We start from the raw sequence: 17,714 nt of genomic DNA, 5'->3' as shown, positions 1-17,714 counted from the left end.
TACGGTTTATTGCTTCGCGAAGCGAACCGTCTGACGCGGCAGGCTAGCTCCTTGCGCCTGCATCAGGTAGATGCCGGCCGGGAGGGAAGCCGGCAGTTGCAGCCGTAGCTCATGAGCTGAGTTAGCAACCAACGTCTGGGTTTGCAGCACCCGGCCAGTCACATCCAGCAACATAACCTGAATGCTGCCCGTAGCCGTCGGTAGCCGCAGCGTAATCTGATCGGTAGCAGGATTCGGGTAAAGTGCAAGTTGCTCAGCAGTAGCTGAGTGCGTAGCTAGGATAGTTGGCTGCAAAGCCACTGCCAGCACCGATGAGTAGCGCGTACCACCTGTCAGTCCGGCTTGCCGCAGCCGGTAATACGCCTGCGTAGCCGCTGCCAAGGGCCGATCCTGATACGAGTACGTGTGCGAAGTCGAAGCGCCGCCCCGCTGGCTGGCGCTTTCTACAAACCCGATTTGCTGCCAGATTACGCCATCAAACGAGCGCTCAACGGCATAGCCTTTCGGGTTGCCCGATTGCACCACCCAGGCCAAGTCAATTACACGGGGCTGGGCTTGGGAGGCCTGGAAGCTGAGCAGCTCCTTCGTCAATGGATTGCTACCGGCGGCAATCGAGCCAAACGTGAAGGCCTCGAAGCTGGCTACGGCGCCTGCCGAGGCTACCGAGCCTGCCGTCAGGCTGCCACCTAGTTCGCCGTTGCCTTCTGTCAACCAAGTAGCTCCATCAAACCGCGCTACCTGCAAATCGGACGAAAAATCGTTGATGCCGCTGCGGAAAGCATCTTCCCAGTAAAGACGTACCTGCACGGCGTCAGTGGAGCCGGTGCGGGCCAGCGTCCAATGTTCCACCTGACTTACGCGCTGCAATGGCGCTACAACGCTGGTCGTAGCGTGCGGCGTAGCCATGTATTCGGCCGTGAAACCCGTAGCGGGTTGGCTCGGTGCGGAGATGCCAAGCCGTGCCCATACGCCGGCTTTGCCCAACGGAAACACAAATGCCTGCGCACCTAGCTTCTGAAGTGGGCCCGCAACGTATGATCCGGCATTACCGGCCGAAGCCGTGGCGCCATCGGTGAGGGTTAGCAGGTTGGTAGCGGTGGTGTACAGTAAGCCATTGGTAAGCGCCAAGTGACCCGCGAGTTGAAATGGTGCGGCCAGCATTACCGTTTTGCCGGCTCCATCTAATGCAACATTAACGAGCGTGGTAGTACCGTTGTTTGTGAGAATCAGACTTTTGGTGAAAGTCACGGAGCCGTCGTACGTACCGGCCGCCGCGTCGATGGTGCCACTTTCCGGCACCAGGGTAGCTGCTTCCTGCAAATGGCTTTCGGTGCCGGTTTGCGGACTGCTGCGGTCAACGTGCAGGTAAGCTAGGTCAGCCTGAAAACCAGCTGCGGCGGTGGCGTCTGCGCGGGTATCCAGGAAGGGCGAGTAGTCGATCCGGCTGCCCGCGTCAGCCTTCGGAACTTCAGCGAAGCCTGCGGCTGGGCCTTGTAGTGTTACGACCAGACCGCCCTTACCGGCGGGTCCTTGTACGGCGGCCGCATTGTTGCTGCCCAGCCAGTTAAGCGAAGCCTCCACCGTCTGTGCCAGGTTGATCGTGCGGATGGCCGTGGCGCAGCTATCCAAACGGTTATTGCGAATGCTGTCACCCGACGACACCAGACCTAGGTTGCCGGCCGCGTCAAAGAAGGGCGTGTAGCCGTTGCTGGCCGTTGGGCGGTTCTGCACCTGCACGCCGCGCTGGCATTGCGCTACTACATTGTTGAAGATCTTATTGTTAGCACCTTCCACCACGATGCCGAAGCCGTTGATATTCAACATACTCACGGTATCATTTGCCAGGTAGCCCCGAATAGTATTGCCCTGAATAAAGGCCCCACCCGTCACCATATCGCCATTTACGCCACCTACAATACCCGTAGCGCTTCGGTCGCGGTCGATGAAAGCAATGCCGGCGTTATCTGTTGTTATGCGAGTTGGTGCCCCTACAGTGCGAACAATGTAGTTGTCGCGCACTACAAAGCTGCCGGGACCACTAGCCCGGCCTGTGCCCGTGCAAGATTTTAGCTCCATGCCGTTTGAGGCATTGTTGCGGATATAATTGCGCTCAATGAGAGCCGCGGGCGTCATGAAGCTGCTGCCAGCACGCAGGCCACCGGCACCTAGGATAGCCATTGCCTGACCACCATTCAGCGTAAATCGGCAGTTGCGTACCACCAGGCCGCTTACACTGCCATCGTTCACGTCGATGCCCGTGCGACGGTTCATCTCATACAAGCCATCCTCAATCAGGATATTTATCTTGCTGCCATTCACCAGAAACAGCCCGCGGCCCGCGCCATTGTTCGAGGTGTTCGTACCTAGGGCTGTCCGGGCCGCGCGTACGCGCCGGAAGGTGATGTTTTCTGACTTGCCAGCCAGGCTGTTCCAATAAATACCACACTGCCGGTTGCGCACGGTTTCGACGTCTTCCAGCAGAATGTTCGCACGATTGTGCGCATTATCCGTCTGAATACCAAAGTCGTAGGCCTTGATGGTGAGGTTAGCCAAGGTAAGCGGCGCGCCAGTCGTGCCGCCGGTAGTCGTCATGAAAATGCCCGTTTCGCTGGTCTGCGTAGGTGAGGGAGCTAGGCCGCCATCAAAGATGGTAGCCGTGGCTGAGTCGGCCGCCAACGTGCCCGCCCCGCGCAGACTGATGTTTTTACTCCAGACAACTCGCTCGGTATAGGTGCCCGCATCAATAAAGATCGTTGTGGTGCCTGTACCAGCCTCAGTCAGTGCCTTTTGCACCGTTGCATAAGGCGCCGCGGCGCTACCATCGCCGGTCACATCACTACCGGCCGTCGTCGTGAATCGGTCGCCGCTGGTGGTGGCATCGTTCACGTAAAGCTGAGCGGGCGTTGGGCTGCTCTGCGCGAAAGAATTTTGGGCAGCAAAACCGCTAACAAGAGTTAGGGTAGTGCTGATAGAAAAAAGGTGTATTATTTGTCTCATATGTAAAAAATACTCTTTTTTGGCTTTTGCTGGAAGAAGATCAGAATGCTGAAATGAAATTGTCTCATTCTGAAAAAAGTACGTTGAAAGCTTTTTCATTTTGAGCTTAAGTAAGGTTTGTGGCTGACTGATAGTTGTTTATAGGAATATAAATTTAATATTACCTATACATGATAAATATTTTGCTAATAACTTTTATGATTAATTAAGTATAACAAGGAGCTTTGTCTGTCTTCGATAAATAATAAATGACCTAAAATATAGTTTGCAAAAAAAACGCCAACCCTGATCAGGGTTGGCGTTTAAGAAAGCTAGGTTTCCAGTGAAGATTATTTCTCCTCGCGGGCGTGAACCTGTGCCGGCGGGGTGGTTGCTTCCACGGCGCTAAAGGCTTCCAGGATCTTGTAGGTATGCGTGGCGCCTTTGGGTACCACCCACGAGTTGCCGGTTTCCAGCAACACTACCTGCCCTTCCGAGTGCAGTTCGGCCCGGCCGCTAAGCACGTAGCCCACAGTTTCGTAGTCGCGAGAAACGGGCTCTTTGGGGTCGCCGGGCTGTTCATTTTCCCAGAGCCGCATGGCTACGTGTATGCCCGAGGCCAGGTACTTTTCGCCATCGTGGCCTTTGGGAGAATAACGGGAATCTACTTTCGTGATGGTGGTATCGGCCATAGTAAGAGAAGTTTAGGTGAAGAAGGGCGGTAAGTAATGCTGCTAACGGACCGGCTACGGCTGTGGTTGTGAGCAGGGGAGAAGTACTTCGGTAAAACTTTCGGGTCCGACCGTGGGTTGCTGAGTATTGTACCCATAGTGCGCTGGAAGCCGTAGCCTGCTTACAACCTAGGTGCGCTCTTGCCCGCGTTACTCTCCCGATTTTATGCATTCTGCTTTTGTTCGATCTTTGGCCCTGGCTCACCAGCAAGCCGCGGCGCCACTGCCGGCGCAGGCCTTCTGCCAGCTCACCGAGCAGCTGCTGCAATTACTTTTCCCGGAGCGCGCCGCCCGCCCGGTCGGTAGCGCCGATGCGGTAGCAGCCCTGCTCAGCCAGCTGCGCGCCGAGTTTACGGAGCTGCTGCACATGGTAGCCGATCTGCCCAAGCCCGCCGTCGATATTGTAGCGGCGTTTGTGGCCCAGCTGCCCACACTCCGCAACCACCTGCTGCACGACGCCGCGGCCATTGCCGCCGCCGATCCGGCTGCCCAGGGTGTCACGGAGGTTATTGCCACTTATCCGGGCTTCTACGCCATTGCCCTGCACCGACTGTCGCACGCGCTTTATCAGCTCGGAGTGCCGCGCCTGCCGCGTCTGCTGAGCGAGTATGCCCACGCCCGCACCGGTATTGATATTCACCCCGGTGCCCGCATCGGGCTGTCGTTCTGCATCGACCACGGCACGGGCATCGTCATTGGCGAAACCACCGTTATTGGTGCGCACGTCAAGATTTTTCAGGGCGTTACCCTAGGTGCGCTCAGCGTGGCCAAGCACCTGCAAGGCATCAAGCGCCACCCCACCATCGAAGACCATGTGGTGGTGTATGCCGGCGCTACCATTCTAGGCGGCAACACGGTTGTCGGGAGCCACAGCATTATTGGCGGCAACGTCTGGCTCACCGAGAGCGTCCCTTCTCACTCACGGGTGTATCACCGCGCCCAAATTCAGGTGACCCGCTCGGAAGATCCGCTGGCAGATATTACCTTTTCGATATAAATAAAATTTCTGGTAGAATTGGCAAAAGATTGATAACGACAAATCTGCAGCGCTGCCGTAGTGCCGGCAAAAAGCTAGGTTTTGCCCAGCAGTGGGTATTTCAGAACAAACCAGCCTTATCAATCTTTTACTCGTTAACCACCCAATCCTTTAATCCTTCAACAATGAAAGCAAGTACCATCCTTGACACCATTGGCAACACACCGCTGCTGCGCCTAAACCGTCTGTTCACCGAGCGCCCCGATGTGGAAGTGTGGGTGAAGCTGGAGCGCGCCAATCCGGGTGGCAGCATCAAAGACCGCATTGCTCTTTCCATGATCGAGCAGGCCGAGCAAGATGGCATCCTGAACAAAGACAGCCTGATCGTGGAGCCTACTTCCGGCAACACCGGCGTAGGTCTAGCTATGGTGGCGGCGGTAAAAGGCTATAAGCTCACGCTGGTTATGCCCGAGTCCATGTCAATCGAGCGCCGCCGCCTGATGGCTGCCTACGGCGCCAACCTGGAACTGACGCCCCGCGAGAAAGGCATGAAGGGCGCCATTGAGAAAGCCAATGAGATAGTGCGCGACACCCCCGGCGCCTGGATGCCCATGCAGTTCTCCAACCCCGCCAACATCAAGGTGCACGCAGAAACAACTGCCCTAGAAATTCTGCGCGACGCGCCCGAAGGCTTCCACTACCACATTACCGGTGTCGGCACCGGCGGTCACATCACGGGCGTTACGGAGGTGCTTAAAAAGCATTTTCCGGAGCTGAAAACCTTCGCCGTTGAACCCGAACTATCGGCTGTTATTAGCGGCGGTGCCCCCGGCCCGCACCCGATTCAGGGCCTCGCTGCCGGTTTTATCCCGGAGAACCTGCACGTCGATATTCTGGACGGTACTATCCAGATAAGCCAGCAGGAAGCATTTGATATGGCCCGCCGCGCCGCTCGCGAAGAAGGCATCTTTATGGGTATATCGTCAGGAGCTTCTCTGGCGGCTGTGGCCAAGAAGCTCCCCGAGATACCTGAAGGCAGCCGCATACTCACCTTCTGCTACGACACCGGCGAGCGATATCTGTCGGTAGAAGGCCTTTTCGTCTGAACCACGGATTCGGGCAGATTCATCGGGTTACACGAATTTCGTGGATAATTCGCTTCAGCTCCCTTCCCGATTTATTTAAACAAGAGAAGCCTTCCCGCTTGCGGGAAGGCTTCTCTTGTTAACTAGACCTAGGTTGTTAATCGTCCACAAAATCCGTGGAATCCGATGAACTCATGATTCAGACAAACAAAAAAGCCCGGCTAGTTTAGCCGGGCTTTTTCAAGATAATAGGAGTGGAGAATATCGGAGTCGAACCGATGACCTCTTGCATGCCATGCAAGCGCTCTAGCCAGCTGAGCTAATCCCCCAAGATCTTATTGCCATCCGCCATTTGCGTTTTGGTGGGACAAAAGTACTGCGGTTTTCTAAATCTGCAAGCGTGTAGTTTAGTTTTAGAGAAAAAAAGATTGAAGCTAAGTATAAAAAAAGCGGGCGAAGAATGCTCTCCGCCCGCTTTTAAGTTGATAATCAGTTGGCTTAGTTGAAGATGTAACGTAAGCCCATCTGCATATAGTAAGTCGAAGTAGTCGAGATATTGTTACGGAACGTCGTCGACACAGGCTGGTTGCGGTCAGTACCCAAACGGAAAGTTGGTTTTACTGTGCCACCGGGAACTAGGCTAGCCGTATTGGTTGGTACCAAGATCGAAGCGTTGCCGTTTGAGGCATTGTTTACAAGCTGATACAGACCCCAGTTCTTGTTGAGCAAGTTGCCAACGTTGAAGATATCAATTGTGAACTGTAGCGTATTACGCTTGCCAGCTGTTACAAAGACATCTTGCGCAAATTTGAAGTCGAACTGATTGCGCCATGGTAGCTTAGCTCCGTTGCGCTCAGCGTACTGACCACGACGTGAACTCAGATAAGGATCCTGTTCGATATAGCGGAAGAAGATATCGCTCTGCTGCTTGGCCGTATAGTTATTTGGCGCAGCAGTAGTGCCGTAATTGAAGTCGGTGAAGGTAATCTCCGACGCATCTTTCGGTACATAGATCAAGTCGTTAGTCTGACCATCACGGTTGAAGTCACTACCGTAGATGTAGGAGAAACGACCTTGGATTGAGCCTTGGTAGAACACCGAAACTTGTGTAGCTAGGTGGTTGAGGTATTCCTTCCGGTAAGAAAGTGAACCTACAAGGCGGCTGGGCACTACGTAGCTGGTGTAGCTCAGCGGCGGATTGTTGGAGTTATTCACAATCTGAGTGAGAGACCAAGTGTTGATCAACTGGTCACCGCTACCGTCATAAAGCACACGGGCATCGCTGCGTACGTAAGCTAACGAAGCAAATAAACCATTGCTGAAGCGCTTGTCCAATTTAGCAGTAGCCGACCAATAGTAGCCTTTGTTACCATTGGTTAGTACAACAGCATTGAAAGGTTGCGTACCTGTCGAGCTAGCTAAGCCACCATTAGTTAAAGGAACCGTAAACTTCTGCGTGTTGGAGTTTGGATAGATGTCCCGGTTATCAGGATAACCGCCTACTGTTAGGGGGACGGGGTTTACCAGGTTATAGTTTTGACCTAGAGCTACCCGGATATCTTTGTTATAGATACCTTCCAACGTACCAACGATACCACCAGGTAACTGAGCGTCAACAGCTAAGCTGCTTTTCCAGGCTTGTGGGTTCTTGAAGTTAGGATCCGTTGCGCTGATCGTACTAGGAATGATTGAGCCGGGCGTTGGCGGCGTTGCCGGGCGATAGGCGTTCGGATCAGGGTTGAATCCGTTCATACCAGGAGGCAAGCCATTCGGGTTATTTATGGTAGACCAAGTTTGTGTGACCTGTAGCAAGCCAGCATCACCTGACTGCGATACAATCCATACGGTTGGCACTCGACCAGCGAAGATGCCCGAACCGCCGCGGAGCTGCAAGGTACGGTCGCCTTTAACATCCCAATTGAAGCCAACACGTGGCGAAAGAAGCACTCGGTTTTTAGGAAGAACACCGGTGTCGATCTTTTTGCCACCTGTGAACGTCAGCTCAGATACGAGCGGGTGAGTTTTTACTTCGTCTACGTTCAGGTAAGCATTCAACTCAGCACGTAGACCTGCCGTTACACGCAGGCGGTCGGTGACAGCATATTCATCTTGTGCATAAAGAGAGCCTTGTGCTGTTTTGAAGCGAGGGAAAGCCTGCTCGTAGCCAGGTAGCAGCGAATACGTAAGAGCGAAGTCAATGGGATTAACTCCATTTGCAAAGTCGTCCCAAGAGTTGAAGGTGTAATAGCTGGTAGCGAAACGCTGGAATCCGTTTTTAGTAACCTGCATATCACCCTGAAGACCAGCAGTCAAGGTGTGCTTGCCTACTGTGGTCGTTACAAAGTCAACAATAGAGGTAGTTTTTACATCACGTAGGTTACCAGCAGTAAATGGCTCGTAACCGAATGAAGTATAAGGATTGCCATATCCCGTATAAGTTGTGTTAGCAGTATTGCGGGGACTGGTACCGTCTAGAATGTCAACGAAGGGGAATACCGAGCTATTAGAGCTACGGGGGTCATTCTGGTGCGTGTAGGTGCCACGCAGTGTGTTGAAGAATTTGCCACCGAATGTCGAGTTTAACTCTGCTGCGAACGAGTAGAAGTTTGACTCTTGGAAATAGTTAGCGTTCGAGAAGGGTAAGGCGAAGTTACTCTGGCGTGTGTTAGGAAACCCACCCAGCGGGCTTCTGGAAGTACTAACAAAGCTAGGTGACTTACTTTCTACCTGGTTGTAGCGTATCGTGAAGTGGTGGTTGGCGTTAATATTCCAATCAAGACGACCTAGGATACGCGTGTTCTGACTTTTGAAGTCATAAGCCTGATAAGGGCCTGTTTCATAGCCGTACTTTTCGCGTAGGAAAGCGCTGTAAGCATCTAGGTTAGTAGCGGTCGGGCGTACGATGTTAGAGGGGGTATTGCTGCCACCGTATGGTAGCGCATCCGTAGAAGCAAAGTTTGCCTGGCCTGGGTTGATTTCGTCACCCTTTTCCGCATTTACGAAAAAGAACAATTTGTCCTTGATAATTGGCCCACCTAAACGGAAGCCGTACTGCTTGATGTTTTGGGTTTGCTTCGTGAACTTATCGTATCCAACCTCGTTACCCGTGAAATTCTGGTTGCGCCAGTACTCGTAGATTGAACCTGAAAATTCGTTTGTCCCCGAGCGGGTAACGGCGTTTACAGCACTACCAATGAAACCTGACTGACGAACGTCGAAGGGCGTAATATTTACCGTGATTTCTTGAATGGCATCCAGCGAAATGGGCGAGCCATTAGCCGGCAGGTTGCCTCCAATACCGAAGTTGTTGTTGAAGTCAGCACCGTCGACAGTGATATTGTTCTGACGGAAGTTGCCGCCACCAATAGCACCTGTCGAAGGTGATGCTTGCGGGGTCAGACGCAAAAAGTCATTCAGGCTACGAGTAACAGTAGGAAGCCGTTGAATTTGCTCGGTGCCGATATTTGTAACGGAGCCGGAGCGCTCAGCATTGAGAATTGAGCTAGGATCAGTGCCCGTAACGGTTACACCAGCTAGTTGTGTGCTAGCTTCAGCTAGGTTAATATCTAAGCGCTGATTCTGACCTAAGGTCAGGAAAATGCCCTCACGACTAACATCCTGATAACCTACAAACGTCACACGCACGGTGTAAGGACCACCTACACGCAGGTTTTGCAAATTAAAACGACCTTCCGAGTTGGTTGCAGCCGGATAGGTGGTATTCGTAGGCGTGTGCACTGCAATAACGGTGGCACCCGGCAGACCCGCCCCAGACTGATCGGTAATGGTACCGCTCATACTGGAGGTCGTTGTGCCCTGGCTCCAACCGATGTGCCCCGACAGCAACGTCAGGAGCAGCAGCAGTAGATGGAGTAAACGTATTTGTTTCATAAAGAGTGAAAAAAGTGAAGAAAGAGGCTGAACAGGTGTGGGCAAAAGCCGCACAAAGCTACAAACGAGTTTAAAGCATTATGTTACCAAATTGTTACTCCTAGGTAAAGTGTTATAATAAACCCTGAAAAGTCTAAGTAACGCGATGTTATTCACAGTCTTGGCCGTACTGCCTTTATAAAGCGACTGAGATAATAATCGGTGTCAAACGTATTTTCGACGACTCCTAGGCTCGTAGAAGAGTGAATAAACTGCACTTCTTCGGCTGTAGCCAGCGTAACCAGGCCCACGTGGGTGATAACGGAACTGCCCGGTGCAGCCCCGAAAAATACTAAATCGCCTACCTGGAGGTTCTGCGGCTTTACAGGCTCGCCCCAGACCGCCTGTTCGTTGGAAGAACGAGGAATCTGAACATCAATGGCAGCAAAAGCGGCGCATAGCAACCCAGAGCAGTCGATGCCTAAGCGGGTGGTGCCACCAAACTTGTAGGGAGTGCCTTCGTAAGAGCGGGCCGTCTCGATTACGGTCGCTAAGGCTTTCGGCATGTTTGCGGGTAACGCGCGGTGCTCCGAAGCCGGGCGCTTCACCACAACTTTTGTTTTGCCGCTGCCGGAAGGTGCTTTCACCTTCGACTTGGCCATGGGCGTGCTGCGCCGATGGCGGTCCGCTGCTTTCAGGCGGGCCATCTCGCGCGCCGAATGATAGCGGCCGTTCCGATAATTTACTTTTCGGGAGCTACCGCAACCCGCCAGCCAAACGACCAACCCAAGCATAAATACCGTTAGTAAGCAGTGCCAACGGACCGAATGCTGTACCTTCGTAACGTGTTCCTGCATCGGGGGACAAAGATACGTGAATAGGCCATTCGACCTTCTGCCTCTATGAATTTTCAACCGCTAACACCTGAACTGGTTTCGGCCTTCGAACAAATTGTAGGCCACCAGCACGTCCTGACTGCTCACGGCGTGGAAGCCGAAATTTATGCCGACTACGGCCGTGACCACACCGAGGACCTGCATTTTGCCCCGGATGTTGTACTCCGCCCTGCTAACGCTGAAGAGATCAGCCAAATTGTACGGCTCTGCTACGAACATCACATTCCCGTGACACCGCGCGGCGCCGGAACGGGCCTTAGTGGTGGCGCGCTGCCCATTCACAATGGCGTAGTGATTAGTACTGAGCGGCTTAACAAAATCATCGAGATTGATGAGCGCAATTTGCAGGCTACGGTAGAGCCCGGTGTTATCAACCAGGTTTTCCAGGAGGCGGTGCAGGCAAAAGGACTGTTCTATCCGCCCGACCCTGCCAGCAAGGGCAGCTGCACCCTAGGTGGCAACCTCGCCCACAGCAGCGGTGGGCCCAAGGCCGTGAAATATGGTACCACCCGGGACTATGTGCTGAACTTGCAGGTAGTGCTGCCCACGGGCGACCTGATCTGGACGGCCGCCAACACCCTCAAAAATTCCACCGGCTACAATCTTACCCAACTTATGGTTGGCTCGGAAGGCACACTGGGCATTATTACCAAGGTAGTGTTCCGGCTTTTACCTTACCCCCAGCAGAATATTCTTATGCTCGTGCCCTTCCGGCAGATCGAGCAAGCAGCGGAGGCTGTATCCGCCGTGTTCCGGGCCGGCATCATTCCTTCGGGTATGGAATTCATGGAGCGTGAAGCGATTGCCTGGTCTTCCGACTACCTGCAAATTCCGCTCACCCTGCCCGAAGATATTCACGCCCACTTACTGATTGAGCTGGACGGTCAGGACTTAGATGAACTTTATAAAGAAGCGGAGCAGGTATATGACGTGTTAGGGCACTATGACGTAGGCGAAGTCCTGCTGGCCGACAACGCCACGCAGAAAGACGAGTTGTGGCGCATCCGCCGCAACATCGGCAACTCGGTGCGTTATAACTCGGTCTATAAAGAGGAAGATACCGTCGTGCCTCGCGCGGAACTGCCCATTCTTCTGAAGGGCGTAAAAGAAATCGGGGCCCGTTATGGCTTCAAGAGCGTATGTTACGGCCACGCCGGCGACGGCAATCTACACGTCAATATCATCCGCGGCGACTTGAATGACGAGCAGTGGAACGTAGGATTGCGTCAGCCTATCTCTGAGATTTTTGAGCTATGCGTAAAGCTAGGTGGCACTATCTCGGGTGAACACGGCATCGGGCTGGTGCAGAAAGGCTACATCGGCATTGCCTTACCAGAAGTCAACCTGGACTTGATGCGCGGCATCAAGCGGGTGTTTGACCCGGCCGGAATCCTGAACCCCGGTAAAATCTTCTAAACCTAGGTCTGCCGCCGGAAATCTTCCTTTCGGATTTTAGATAAGCAACAAAGCCTTTCCAGTCGCTGGAAAGGCTTTGTTGCTTGTGGTGGTTGCCAACTTTATGTTAGACAGAGCGCTCAGCCGGTAGCAGGAAGTGCTTTTGGAACCAAGCAGCGCCCGCCAGCACATCGGCCTGCGTGAGGTTGTGGCCGGCGGGCGTATCGTGGCGGGTGAGCTGAAAACCGGCGCTGGTTAGCAGGGCGGCGTAGCGGTCGGTGGCGGCTGCATCGACGGTAGGGTCGCGGGAACCGGGGTTGAAAAATACAGGTTGACGCCGCTCGGTCGTAGGGCTAGGTACCTCACGGGTGAGCGGCTGCATCGGGCGCCAGAGCACCGCGCCAGCCAGCAGCTCCGGGTAGAGCAGGAGCAGGCTGCCCGCAATGTTGGCCCCGTTGGAATAGCCCACGGCCACCATCTGCTTCACGTCGAAGCCTTCCCGCTGGCTTACCTGTTGCAGAAAATGCGCTAGCTCGTGGGTGCGAAACCGCACGTCCTCTTCATCGAAGACGCCCATGCCCAAGCGGCGGAAGAAGCGAGGCATGCCGCCTTCCAACACGTTACCGCGCACACTAAGCACGTTCAAACCTGTGCCGAAATAACTGGCCAGCGGCAGCAGGTCGCGCTCATCGCCGCCGGTGCCGTGCAGCAGCAGCAGCGTGGTTCCCGTCGGTGTGCCGGTGGCTGGCTGATAGATATAATGCAGCGGTTGGTAGTTCATGGCGCCTACAGGGTGAGTTTGGGCAAATGAGCTTCCAGCTGCGGGCGCAGCGGCTCGTGTTGGCTGGGCAGCATCAGGTGCGTACCTAGCTCGGCTAGCGGCTCATCGACGGTAAAGCCGGGGTTGTCGGTGGCTACTTCGAAGAGCACCCCGCCCGGCTCGCGGAAGTAGATGGCGTGGAAATAGTCGCGGTCGATCTGCGGCGTGACGTTGAAGCCTTTGGCGGCAATCTTCTGGCGAAAGTGCAGATGCGCGGCGTCATCCTTCACCCGAAACGCAACGTGGTGCACCGAGCCGGCTGCCACCTGCCCGCGGACTTCGCCGGGCGCTTCTACTAAGTCCACGAGAGCCGCGCCTTCTACCGTATCCGTCGCGAAACGGTAGCGGTTAACGTGCTGCTCTACAAGCTGGTAGCCAAAAATATCCGTTAGCACGTCGGCGGTGCCTTTGATGTTGGCCAACGTGAGCGTAATGTGGTGGAAGCCTTTGGTAGCTACCTCGGTACTTACCTCGGGCGTCGTCCAGGGCGCGCGCGGGTCGGGGCTCTTCGAGACTGTTAGCTCCAGCTTTAGGCCATCCGGGTCCAGAAAGGTGAGGTATTGTTCGCCGAACTTCTCGGCGGGCTTATTATAGGTCACGCCAAAATGCTCGAAGCGCTTCAGCCAGAAATCTAGGCTGCCTTCGGGCACGGAGTAGCCAATCTCGGTGGCTTGCCCGGTGCCGCGCCTGCCGGGCTGCATGCCCTCCCACGGAAAGAAGGTAAGGATGGTACCGGCTGAGCCGACTTCATCGCCATAGTAGAAGTGATAGGTGCCGGGGTCGTCGAAATTGACGGTCTTCTTCACAAAGCGCAGACCTAGCACCTTGGTGTAGAAATCGAGGTTGCGCTGCGCCTTACCGGCAATAGCGGTGATATGATGCAGGCCTAAAACACGGTCGTCCATGGCAGCAGAAGGTTGAAAGTGAAAGAAGGTAAACGGTTGAGAGATAGTAGCTAAGTGAACTGAAAGCTTGAATTGCTCGGGTTGGGAGCAGAGACAAACCAGCTCTGTGCTACTCAGTGCTTATACAAATGTACGTACATTTAATGTATATACATGTATTGGTAGAAAAACTTCTTTCTCTCGACGCTAAAATCCTTATTCCCGCTTTCTGGTGCGAGCACCAACCGCTGACGGTAGCCGAGGAATGGTGCTTGAGCTTTTCTTCTAAAGGTCTGAACCTAGGTCTGCCAAGCTTAATGCAAACGACTGACCTTGTAGCCTTTACATGGTATAAGGCTGCAACTCCTGCTGGTAGCGGCCATCGGCGAAAGCGCGGCGGGCGCTGCGGCGCAGCAGGGGCTGAAGCAGGCTGAACAAACCCGGCAGGTTCGTGTCGGATAGCTCCACGATAGCGCCCATGTGCCAGAACTTTTTGGGCATCCCGTTGGCTTTCACCAGGCCATCGGAAGCCAGACCGTAGGCAATTTTCAGGGTGTTCTCAAAGCCCGCGTGGCCGGGCGAAATCGTGACGCGAAAACGGTTGTAGTCAGCGCTGTGATTGAAGAACCGATGCACCGATTTGCGCGGGGCTGCGGCCTTTTCGCCCGGTTGCAAGACCACGATCTTCTTGTCTACTTCCAGGCTCAGCTCGCCTTCGAGGCATTCAAAGTACTCGTCGTACGTTTCGTAGTAGTGCAGGCCGTTGCCGCCGCCGGGCTTCAGCTCTACGTCGATGATGGTGACGGCCTCACCGGGTTCGTGGACAAACTTCTGGAAGTAGATCCAGTCACCGATGGATGGGTTTTCGAACAAGCGTTTCATAGCTGCTAAGGAAAGAAAGTGAGAAGGGTAAATTGCTGGCCATCATCTTCTTCCATCTGCTTGACTTGCCTGCTGCCGAGAACCTAGGTTGTCAAGTTGGGGCGGGTATCCGGCCTTCTTTCTTCAAAAGTGCAGCGCATCCTCAGCCTTTGAAATGGCCAAAAACATGGACTGGCAATCCGGGCTTCTGAATTGAATAAACAGATGCTTGAATTGTAGGCGAAGGCTCGAACTGCATCTACTGGACCTCGGAGCGCAACGCAGAAAACTGGCTCATTACCTTAAAAATCATTCAGCGCACTACCGACATGTACGCCAGCCTCGTGCCGTATGCGCCCGGCAACAGCACCGGCACCATGCCCCACATTCCGGTGCGCTTCGTGCGAGATAAGTAGCTCATAGATGAGCCTACTGCCGTGGGAACGCGCCACGGCGCGTTCGTCGTTGAACGATGCTGCTTCGCACCTACTCTGGGCATATCGCCCGGACGAGAACGCGCCGTGGCGCGCTCCTACTGCACCCCCGCTTAGAACACCGTTGTATAAAACAGCGGGCTAGGTTCCGGGTATCCTACAAAGGACGCCCGGAACCTAGCCCGCTGTTTTAGCTTACAAGCTACGGCAAGCTAAATAGCCTCCTGCTCGCCTTTCAGCTTGTCTTCGCCGCCGTAGGGGGCGCCGGCAGTAATATCGCCTTGCAGGCCGCCGTCGGAAACGCCGGGGCTGCTTTCCGGCTGCTGGGCCGTGGTGGTGTTCTCCGGCGGGTTCACCTGCGAGCCGGTTGCCGGCTGACCAGTACCCGTAATCACAGTAGCTTTTTCGCCAACGGGTCCGGCTATTTCGTCTACTTTTGCAATGTACTGGCGCCGGGCATCCTCTTGACTCACACCTTTAAACTTACTCCACGAATCCCACTGGGCCTGCGACATGCCCTTGGGCCCGTTGGGGTTATCAGGGGAGTCATCACCGACTTCGTGGTCTTTCGCGTCGTGGTCGCCGTCAGTTGCTTGTTTATAAAGCCCGTAAAGCTCCGTCATGTGGGGTGCCGCCTGAGCCGGGGGCAGACTATCTACGCGGGATACGGCGGCTTCAAATTGCTGCTGCAAAGTCATTCGGTTCTGGAGGTCCATAGCCATCTGGTTAAGAAGGGGGAATTGCTGTGGTGTACTACCATGGCACGGCTTTGGTTACGGGCGCGGCTGCTACCTTGCGCAGCGTAAGCCCCGATAGTTTGTAATTTGGTTGCCAATTATGTGTGGAATCACCGGAACATTTGCTTTTACAGACGCTGGTCGCGCTTCGCTCGCCTCCTTGCAGGCCTCAACCGATGCTATCGTTAGCCGCGGCCCCGATTCGCAGGGTCACTTTGTGTATGACCGCTGCGGCCTAGGTTTTCGCCGGCTGGCTATTCTCGACCTCACCGCCGATGGCAATCAGCCCATGACGGATGAATCGGAACGCTACACGATTGTCTTCAACGGCGAGATCTTCAACTTCCGCGAGCTGCGCCAAAAGCTCATGAAGAAAGGCTACCGGTTTCATTCTCAAACCGATACTGAAGTAATCCTTCAGCTCTACATCTCCGAAGGCCGTGGCTTTCTGAAGAAGCTGAATGGCTTCTTTGCTCTCGCCATCTACGACAAAGAGGAAGACTCGCTCTTCATCGCCCGCGACCGAATGGGGGAGAAGCCCCTGCTCGTATACCGCGACGAAGACAAGCTGCTGTTTGCCTCGGAGATGAAGTCATTGCTGGCCCTAGGTATTCCGCGCAAGCTGGACTACGTGTCGCTGAGCAACTACTTGCAGCTCAACTACATTCCGGGTCCGGCTACTATCTTCAAAGGCGTGAAGAAGGTACTGCCAGGGCATTACTTATATATCAAAGGGAAAAAAGTTGTCCGCAAGCGCTGGTACAAGATTCCCTACGACCCGAAGAAGGTTCAGAAGAATAAGCTGAGCTACGAGCAGCAACAGCAAAAGCTCGTCGAGCTGCTCGATGAAGCTACTTCGCGCCGGTTGGTGGCCGATGTGCCGCTGGGTGCGTTCCTGAGTGGCGGCATTGATTCGTCGGTCATCGTGGCCCTGGCGTCGCGTCACACCCAGCACCTGAACACGTTCAGCATCGGCTACCGCGACGAGCCTTTCTTCGACGAAACCAAGTATGCTAAGTTGGTGGCCGATAAGTATAAGACCAACCACACGGTTTTCTCGCTCACCAACCAGGACCTCTACGACCATATCTTCGACGTGCTCAACTACCTGGATGAGCCCTTCGCCGATTCGTCGGCGCTGGCGGTGTACATCCTCAGCAAGCGCACGCGCGAGCAGGTAACGGTCGCCCTTTCCGGTGACGGCGCCGATGAGATGTTTGCTGGCTATAACAAGCACATGGGCGAGCTGCAAGTACGGCAGGGCGGCTTTAAGGCCGAAGCCGTAACGGGCCTGAATCTGCTCTGGGACGTGCTTCCGAAGTCGCGCAACTCGTTCTTTGGCAATAAGATCCGGCAGTTTCAGCGCTTTTCGCGTGGCATGCTCAGCGGCCCGAAAGACCGCTACTGGGATTGGGCTTCGTTCGTGAGCGAGAAAGATGCGCGTAACCTCTTAGGGGCAGAGGCTCGGAAAAAGGTAGGCAAGAAGCTAGCTGAGAAGCGCCGCCGCGACATTCTGGAAAACCTGCACGCTGAAGGCGACCTGAACGAGGTGCTGCTCACCGACATGCAACTGGTGCTGCCCTACGACATGCTAGCCAAAGTTGACCTGATGAGCATGGCCAACTCGCTGGAAGTTCGTCCGCCGTTCCTGGACCCGAACGTGGTCAACTTTGCATTTTCATTGCCGGTTGAAAGCAAAATCGACGCGAAAATGAAAAAGCGGATTGTGCAGGATGCTTTCCGCGAGATGCTGCCCGAAGAGTTGTACAAGCGCCCTAAGCATGGCTTCGAAGTGCCGCTACTGAAGTGGTTCCGCAACGAATTGCGCCCCCTGATTACGGACGATCTGCTTTCCGACGAGTTCATTGAGGCGCAGGGCATCTTCGACGTAGATGCCGTGCGGGCGCTCAAAACGCAGCTGTTTTCCCGCAATCCCGGCGACATCCACGCGCGCATCTGGGCCCTTATCGTGTTCCAGCATTGGTGGAAGAAGTGGATGCTACAGTAAAGTACAGGATGCTGCAATAACCGAATGCTCTTATATTTAGC

Annotated in this window: 12 protein-coding genes and 1 tRNA gene; 4 read left to right on the top strand and 9 right to left on the bottom strand. The window is 54.5% G+C overall.

The features are described from left to right. Positions 1-6 precede the first annotated feature (6 nt). Together IEX74_RS17855 and IEX74_RS17850 are read right to left on the bottom strand one after the other, a co-directional pair. Positions 7-2,997 (bottom strand): T9SS type A sorting domain-containing protein, encoded by a 2,991-nt coding sequence (locus IEX74_RS17855; RefSeq protein WP_188815367.1) that lies wholly within the window; start codon positions 2,995-2,997, stop codon positions 7-9. Between the two features lie 329 nt (positions 2,998-3,326). After that, complete coding sequence (locus IEX74_RS17850) at positions 3,327-3,668, bottom strand: cupin domain-containing protein (RefSeq protein WP_188815366.1); 342 nt, start codon at positions 3,666-3,668, stop codon at positions 3,327-3,329. A gap of 205 nt (positions 3,669-3,873) precedes the next feature. On the opposite strand from IEX74_RS17850, the gene IEX74_RS17845 reads away from it, so the two are divergent. Together IEX74_RS17845 and cysK are read left to right on the top strand one after the other, a co-directional pair. Beyond that, entirely contained in the window at positions 3,874-4,704 is an 831-nt protein-coding gene (locus IEX74_RS17845; RefSeq protein ID WP_188815365.1) for a serine O-acetyltransferase, read from the top strand. 164 nt (positions 4,705-4,868) lie between these two features. Further along, positions 4,869-5,789, top strand: a complete 921-nt coding sequence (cysK, locus tag IEX74_RS17840; protein WP_188815364.1) for a cysteine synthase A — start codon at positions 4,869-4,871, stop codon at positions 5,787-5,789. 234 nt (positions 5,790-6,023) lie between these two features. Here the strand turns inward: cysK and IEX74_RS17835 are convergent. From IEX74_RS17835 to IEX74_RS17825, 3 genes are all read right to left on the bottom strand, one after another. Then, positions 6,024-6,097, bottom strand: a tRNA-Ala gene (locus tag IEX74_RS17835). A gap of 169 nt (positions 6,098-6,266) precedes the next feature. Then, on the bottom strand, positions 6,267-9,659 hold the full coding sequence (locus IEX74_RS17830) for a TonB-dependent receptor (protein WP_188815363.1): 3,393 nt from the start codon (positions 9,657-9,659) through the stop codon (positions 6,267-6,269). 152 nt (positions 9,660-9,811) lie between these two features. After that, positions 9,812-10,432 (bottom strand): C40 family peptidase, encoded by a 621-nt coding sequence (locus IEX74_RS17825; RefSeq protein ID WP_229755357.1) that lies wholly within the window; start codon positions 10,430-10,432, stop codon positions 9,812-9,814. A 108-nt stretch (positions 10,433-10,540) separates the two neighbouring features. On the opposite strand from IEX74_RS17825, the gene IEX74_RS17820 reads away from it, so the two are divergent. Then, positions 10,541-11,950, top strand: coding sequence for an FAD-binding oxidoreductase (locus IEX74_RS17820; protein ID WP_188815362.1), 1,410 nt, complete (start codon positions 10,541-10,543; stop codon positions 11,948-11,950). 106 nt (positions 11,951-12,056) lie between these two features. On the opposite strand, the gene IEX74_RS17815 is transcribed toward IEX74_RS17820, so the two are convergent. From IEX74_RS17815 to IEX74_RS17800, 4 genes are all read right to left on the bottom strand, one after another. Beyond that, positions 12,057-12,710, bottom strand: a complete 654-nt coding sequence (locus IEX74_RS17815) for an alpha/beta hydrolase (protein ID WP_188815361.1) — start codon at positions 12,708-12,710, stop codon at positions 12,057-12,059. Between the two features lie 5 nt (positions 12,711-12,715). Continuing rightward, positions 12,716-13,654 carry a ring-cleaving dioxygenase gene (locus IEX74_RS17810; RefSeq protein WP_188815360.1) on the bottom strand — a complete coding sequence of 313 codons (939 nt, stop codon included), beginning with the start codon at positions 13,652-13,654 and terminating at the stop codon, positions 12,716-12,718. A 321-nt stretch (positions 13,655-13,975) separates the two neighbouring features. Next, a complete protein-coding gene (locus IEX74_RS17805; RefSeq protein ID WP_188815359.1) occupies positions 13,976-14,515 on the bottom strand; it encodes a cupin domain-containing protein in 540 nt (179 codons plus the stop codon). Positions 14,516-15,140: 625 nt separating this feature from the next. Further along, positions 15,141-15,650 (bottom strand): acyl-CoA-binding protein, encoded by a 510-nt coding sequence (locus IEX74_RS17800; protein ID WP_229755356.1) that lies wholly within the window; start codon positions 15,648-15,650, stop codon positions 15,141-15,143. A 115-nt stretch (positions 15,651-15,765) separates the two neighbouring features. On the opposite strand from IEX74_RS17800, the gene asnB reads away from it, so the two are divergent. After that, positions 15,766-17,673: an asparagine synthase (glutamine-hydrolyzing) gene (asnB, locus tag IEX74_RS17795; protein WP_188815357.1), complete on the top strand. Its 1,908-nt coding sequence runs from the start codon at positions 15,766-15,768 to the stop codon at positions 17,671-17,673. The last annotated feature ends 41 nt before the right edge of the window (positions 17,674-17,714 follow it).

It is taken from the genome of Hymenobacter cavernae (assembly GCF_014641455.1).
Classification (GTDB): Bacteria; Bacteroidota; Bacteroidia; order Cytophagales; family Hymenobacteraceae; genus Hymenobacter; species Hymenobacter cavernae.
This window is presented reverse-complemented; position numbering and strand designations above follow the sequence as displayed.

What these genes read in the sequence shown, in the direction of transcription:
- cysK (WP_188815364.1), top strand. Translation starts at nt 4,869, where the DNA reads ATGAAAGCAAGTACCATCCTTGACACCATTGGCAACACACCGCTGCTG.
- IEX74_RS17815 (WP_188815361.1), bottom strand. Translation starts at nt 12,710, where the DNA reads ATGAACTACCAACCGCTGCATTATATCTATCAGCCAGCCACCGGCACA.
- IEX74_RS17830 (WP_188815363.1), bottom strand. Translation starts at nt 9,659, where the DNA reads ATGAAACAAATACGTTTACTCCATCTACTGCTGCTGCTCCTGACGTTG.
- IEX74_RS17820 (WP_188815362.1), top strand. Translation starts at nt 10,541, where the DNA reads ATGAATTTTCAACCGCTAACACCTGAACTGGTTTCGGCCTTCGAACAA.
- IEX74_RS17805 (WP_188815359.1), bottom strand. Translation starts at nt 14,515, where the DNA reads ATGAAACGCTTGTTCGAAAACCCATCCATCGGTGACTGGATCTACTTC.
- IEX74_RS17810 (WP_188815360.1), bottom strand. Translation starts at nt 13,654, where the DNA reads ATGGACGACCGTGTTTTAGGCCTGCATCATATCACCGCTATTGCCGGT.
- IEX74_RS17845 (WP_188815365.1), top strand. Translation starts at nt 3,874, where the DNA reads ATGCATTCTGCTTTTGTTCGATCTTTGGCCCTGGCTCACCAGCAAGCC.
- IEX74_RS17855 (WP_188815367.1), bottom strand. Translation starts at nt 2,997, where the DNA reads ATGAGACAAATAATACACCTTTTTTCTATCAGCACTACCCTAACTCTT.
- IEX74_RS17850 (WP_188815366.1), bottom strand. Translation starts at nt 3,668, where the DNA reads ATGGCCGATACCACCATCACGAAAGTAGATTCCCGTTATTCTCCCAAA.
- asnB (WP_188815357.1), top strand. Translation starts at nt 15,766, where the DNA reads ATGTGTGGAATCACCGGAACATTTGCTTTTACAGACGCTGGTCGCGCT.
- IEX74_RS17825 (WP_229755357.1), bottom strand. Translation starts at nt 10,432, where the DNA reads ATGCTTGGGTTGGTCGTTTGGCTGGCGGGTTGCGGTAGCTCCCGAAAA.
- IEX74_RS17800 (WP_229755356.1), bottom strand. Translation starts at nt 15,650, where the DNA reads ATGGCTATGGACCTCCAGAACCGAATGACTTTGCAGCAGCAATTTGAA.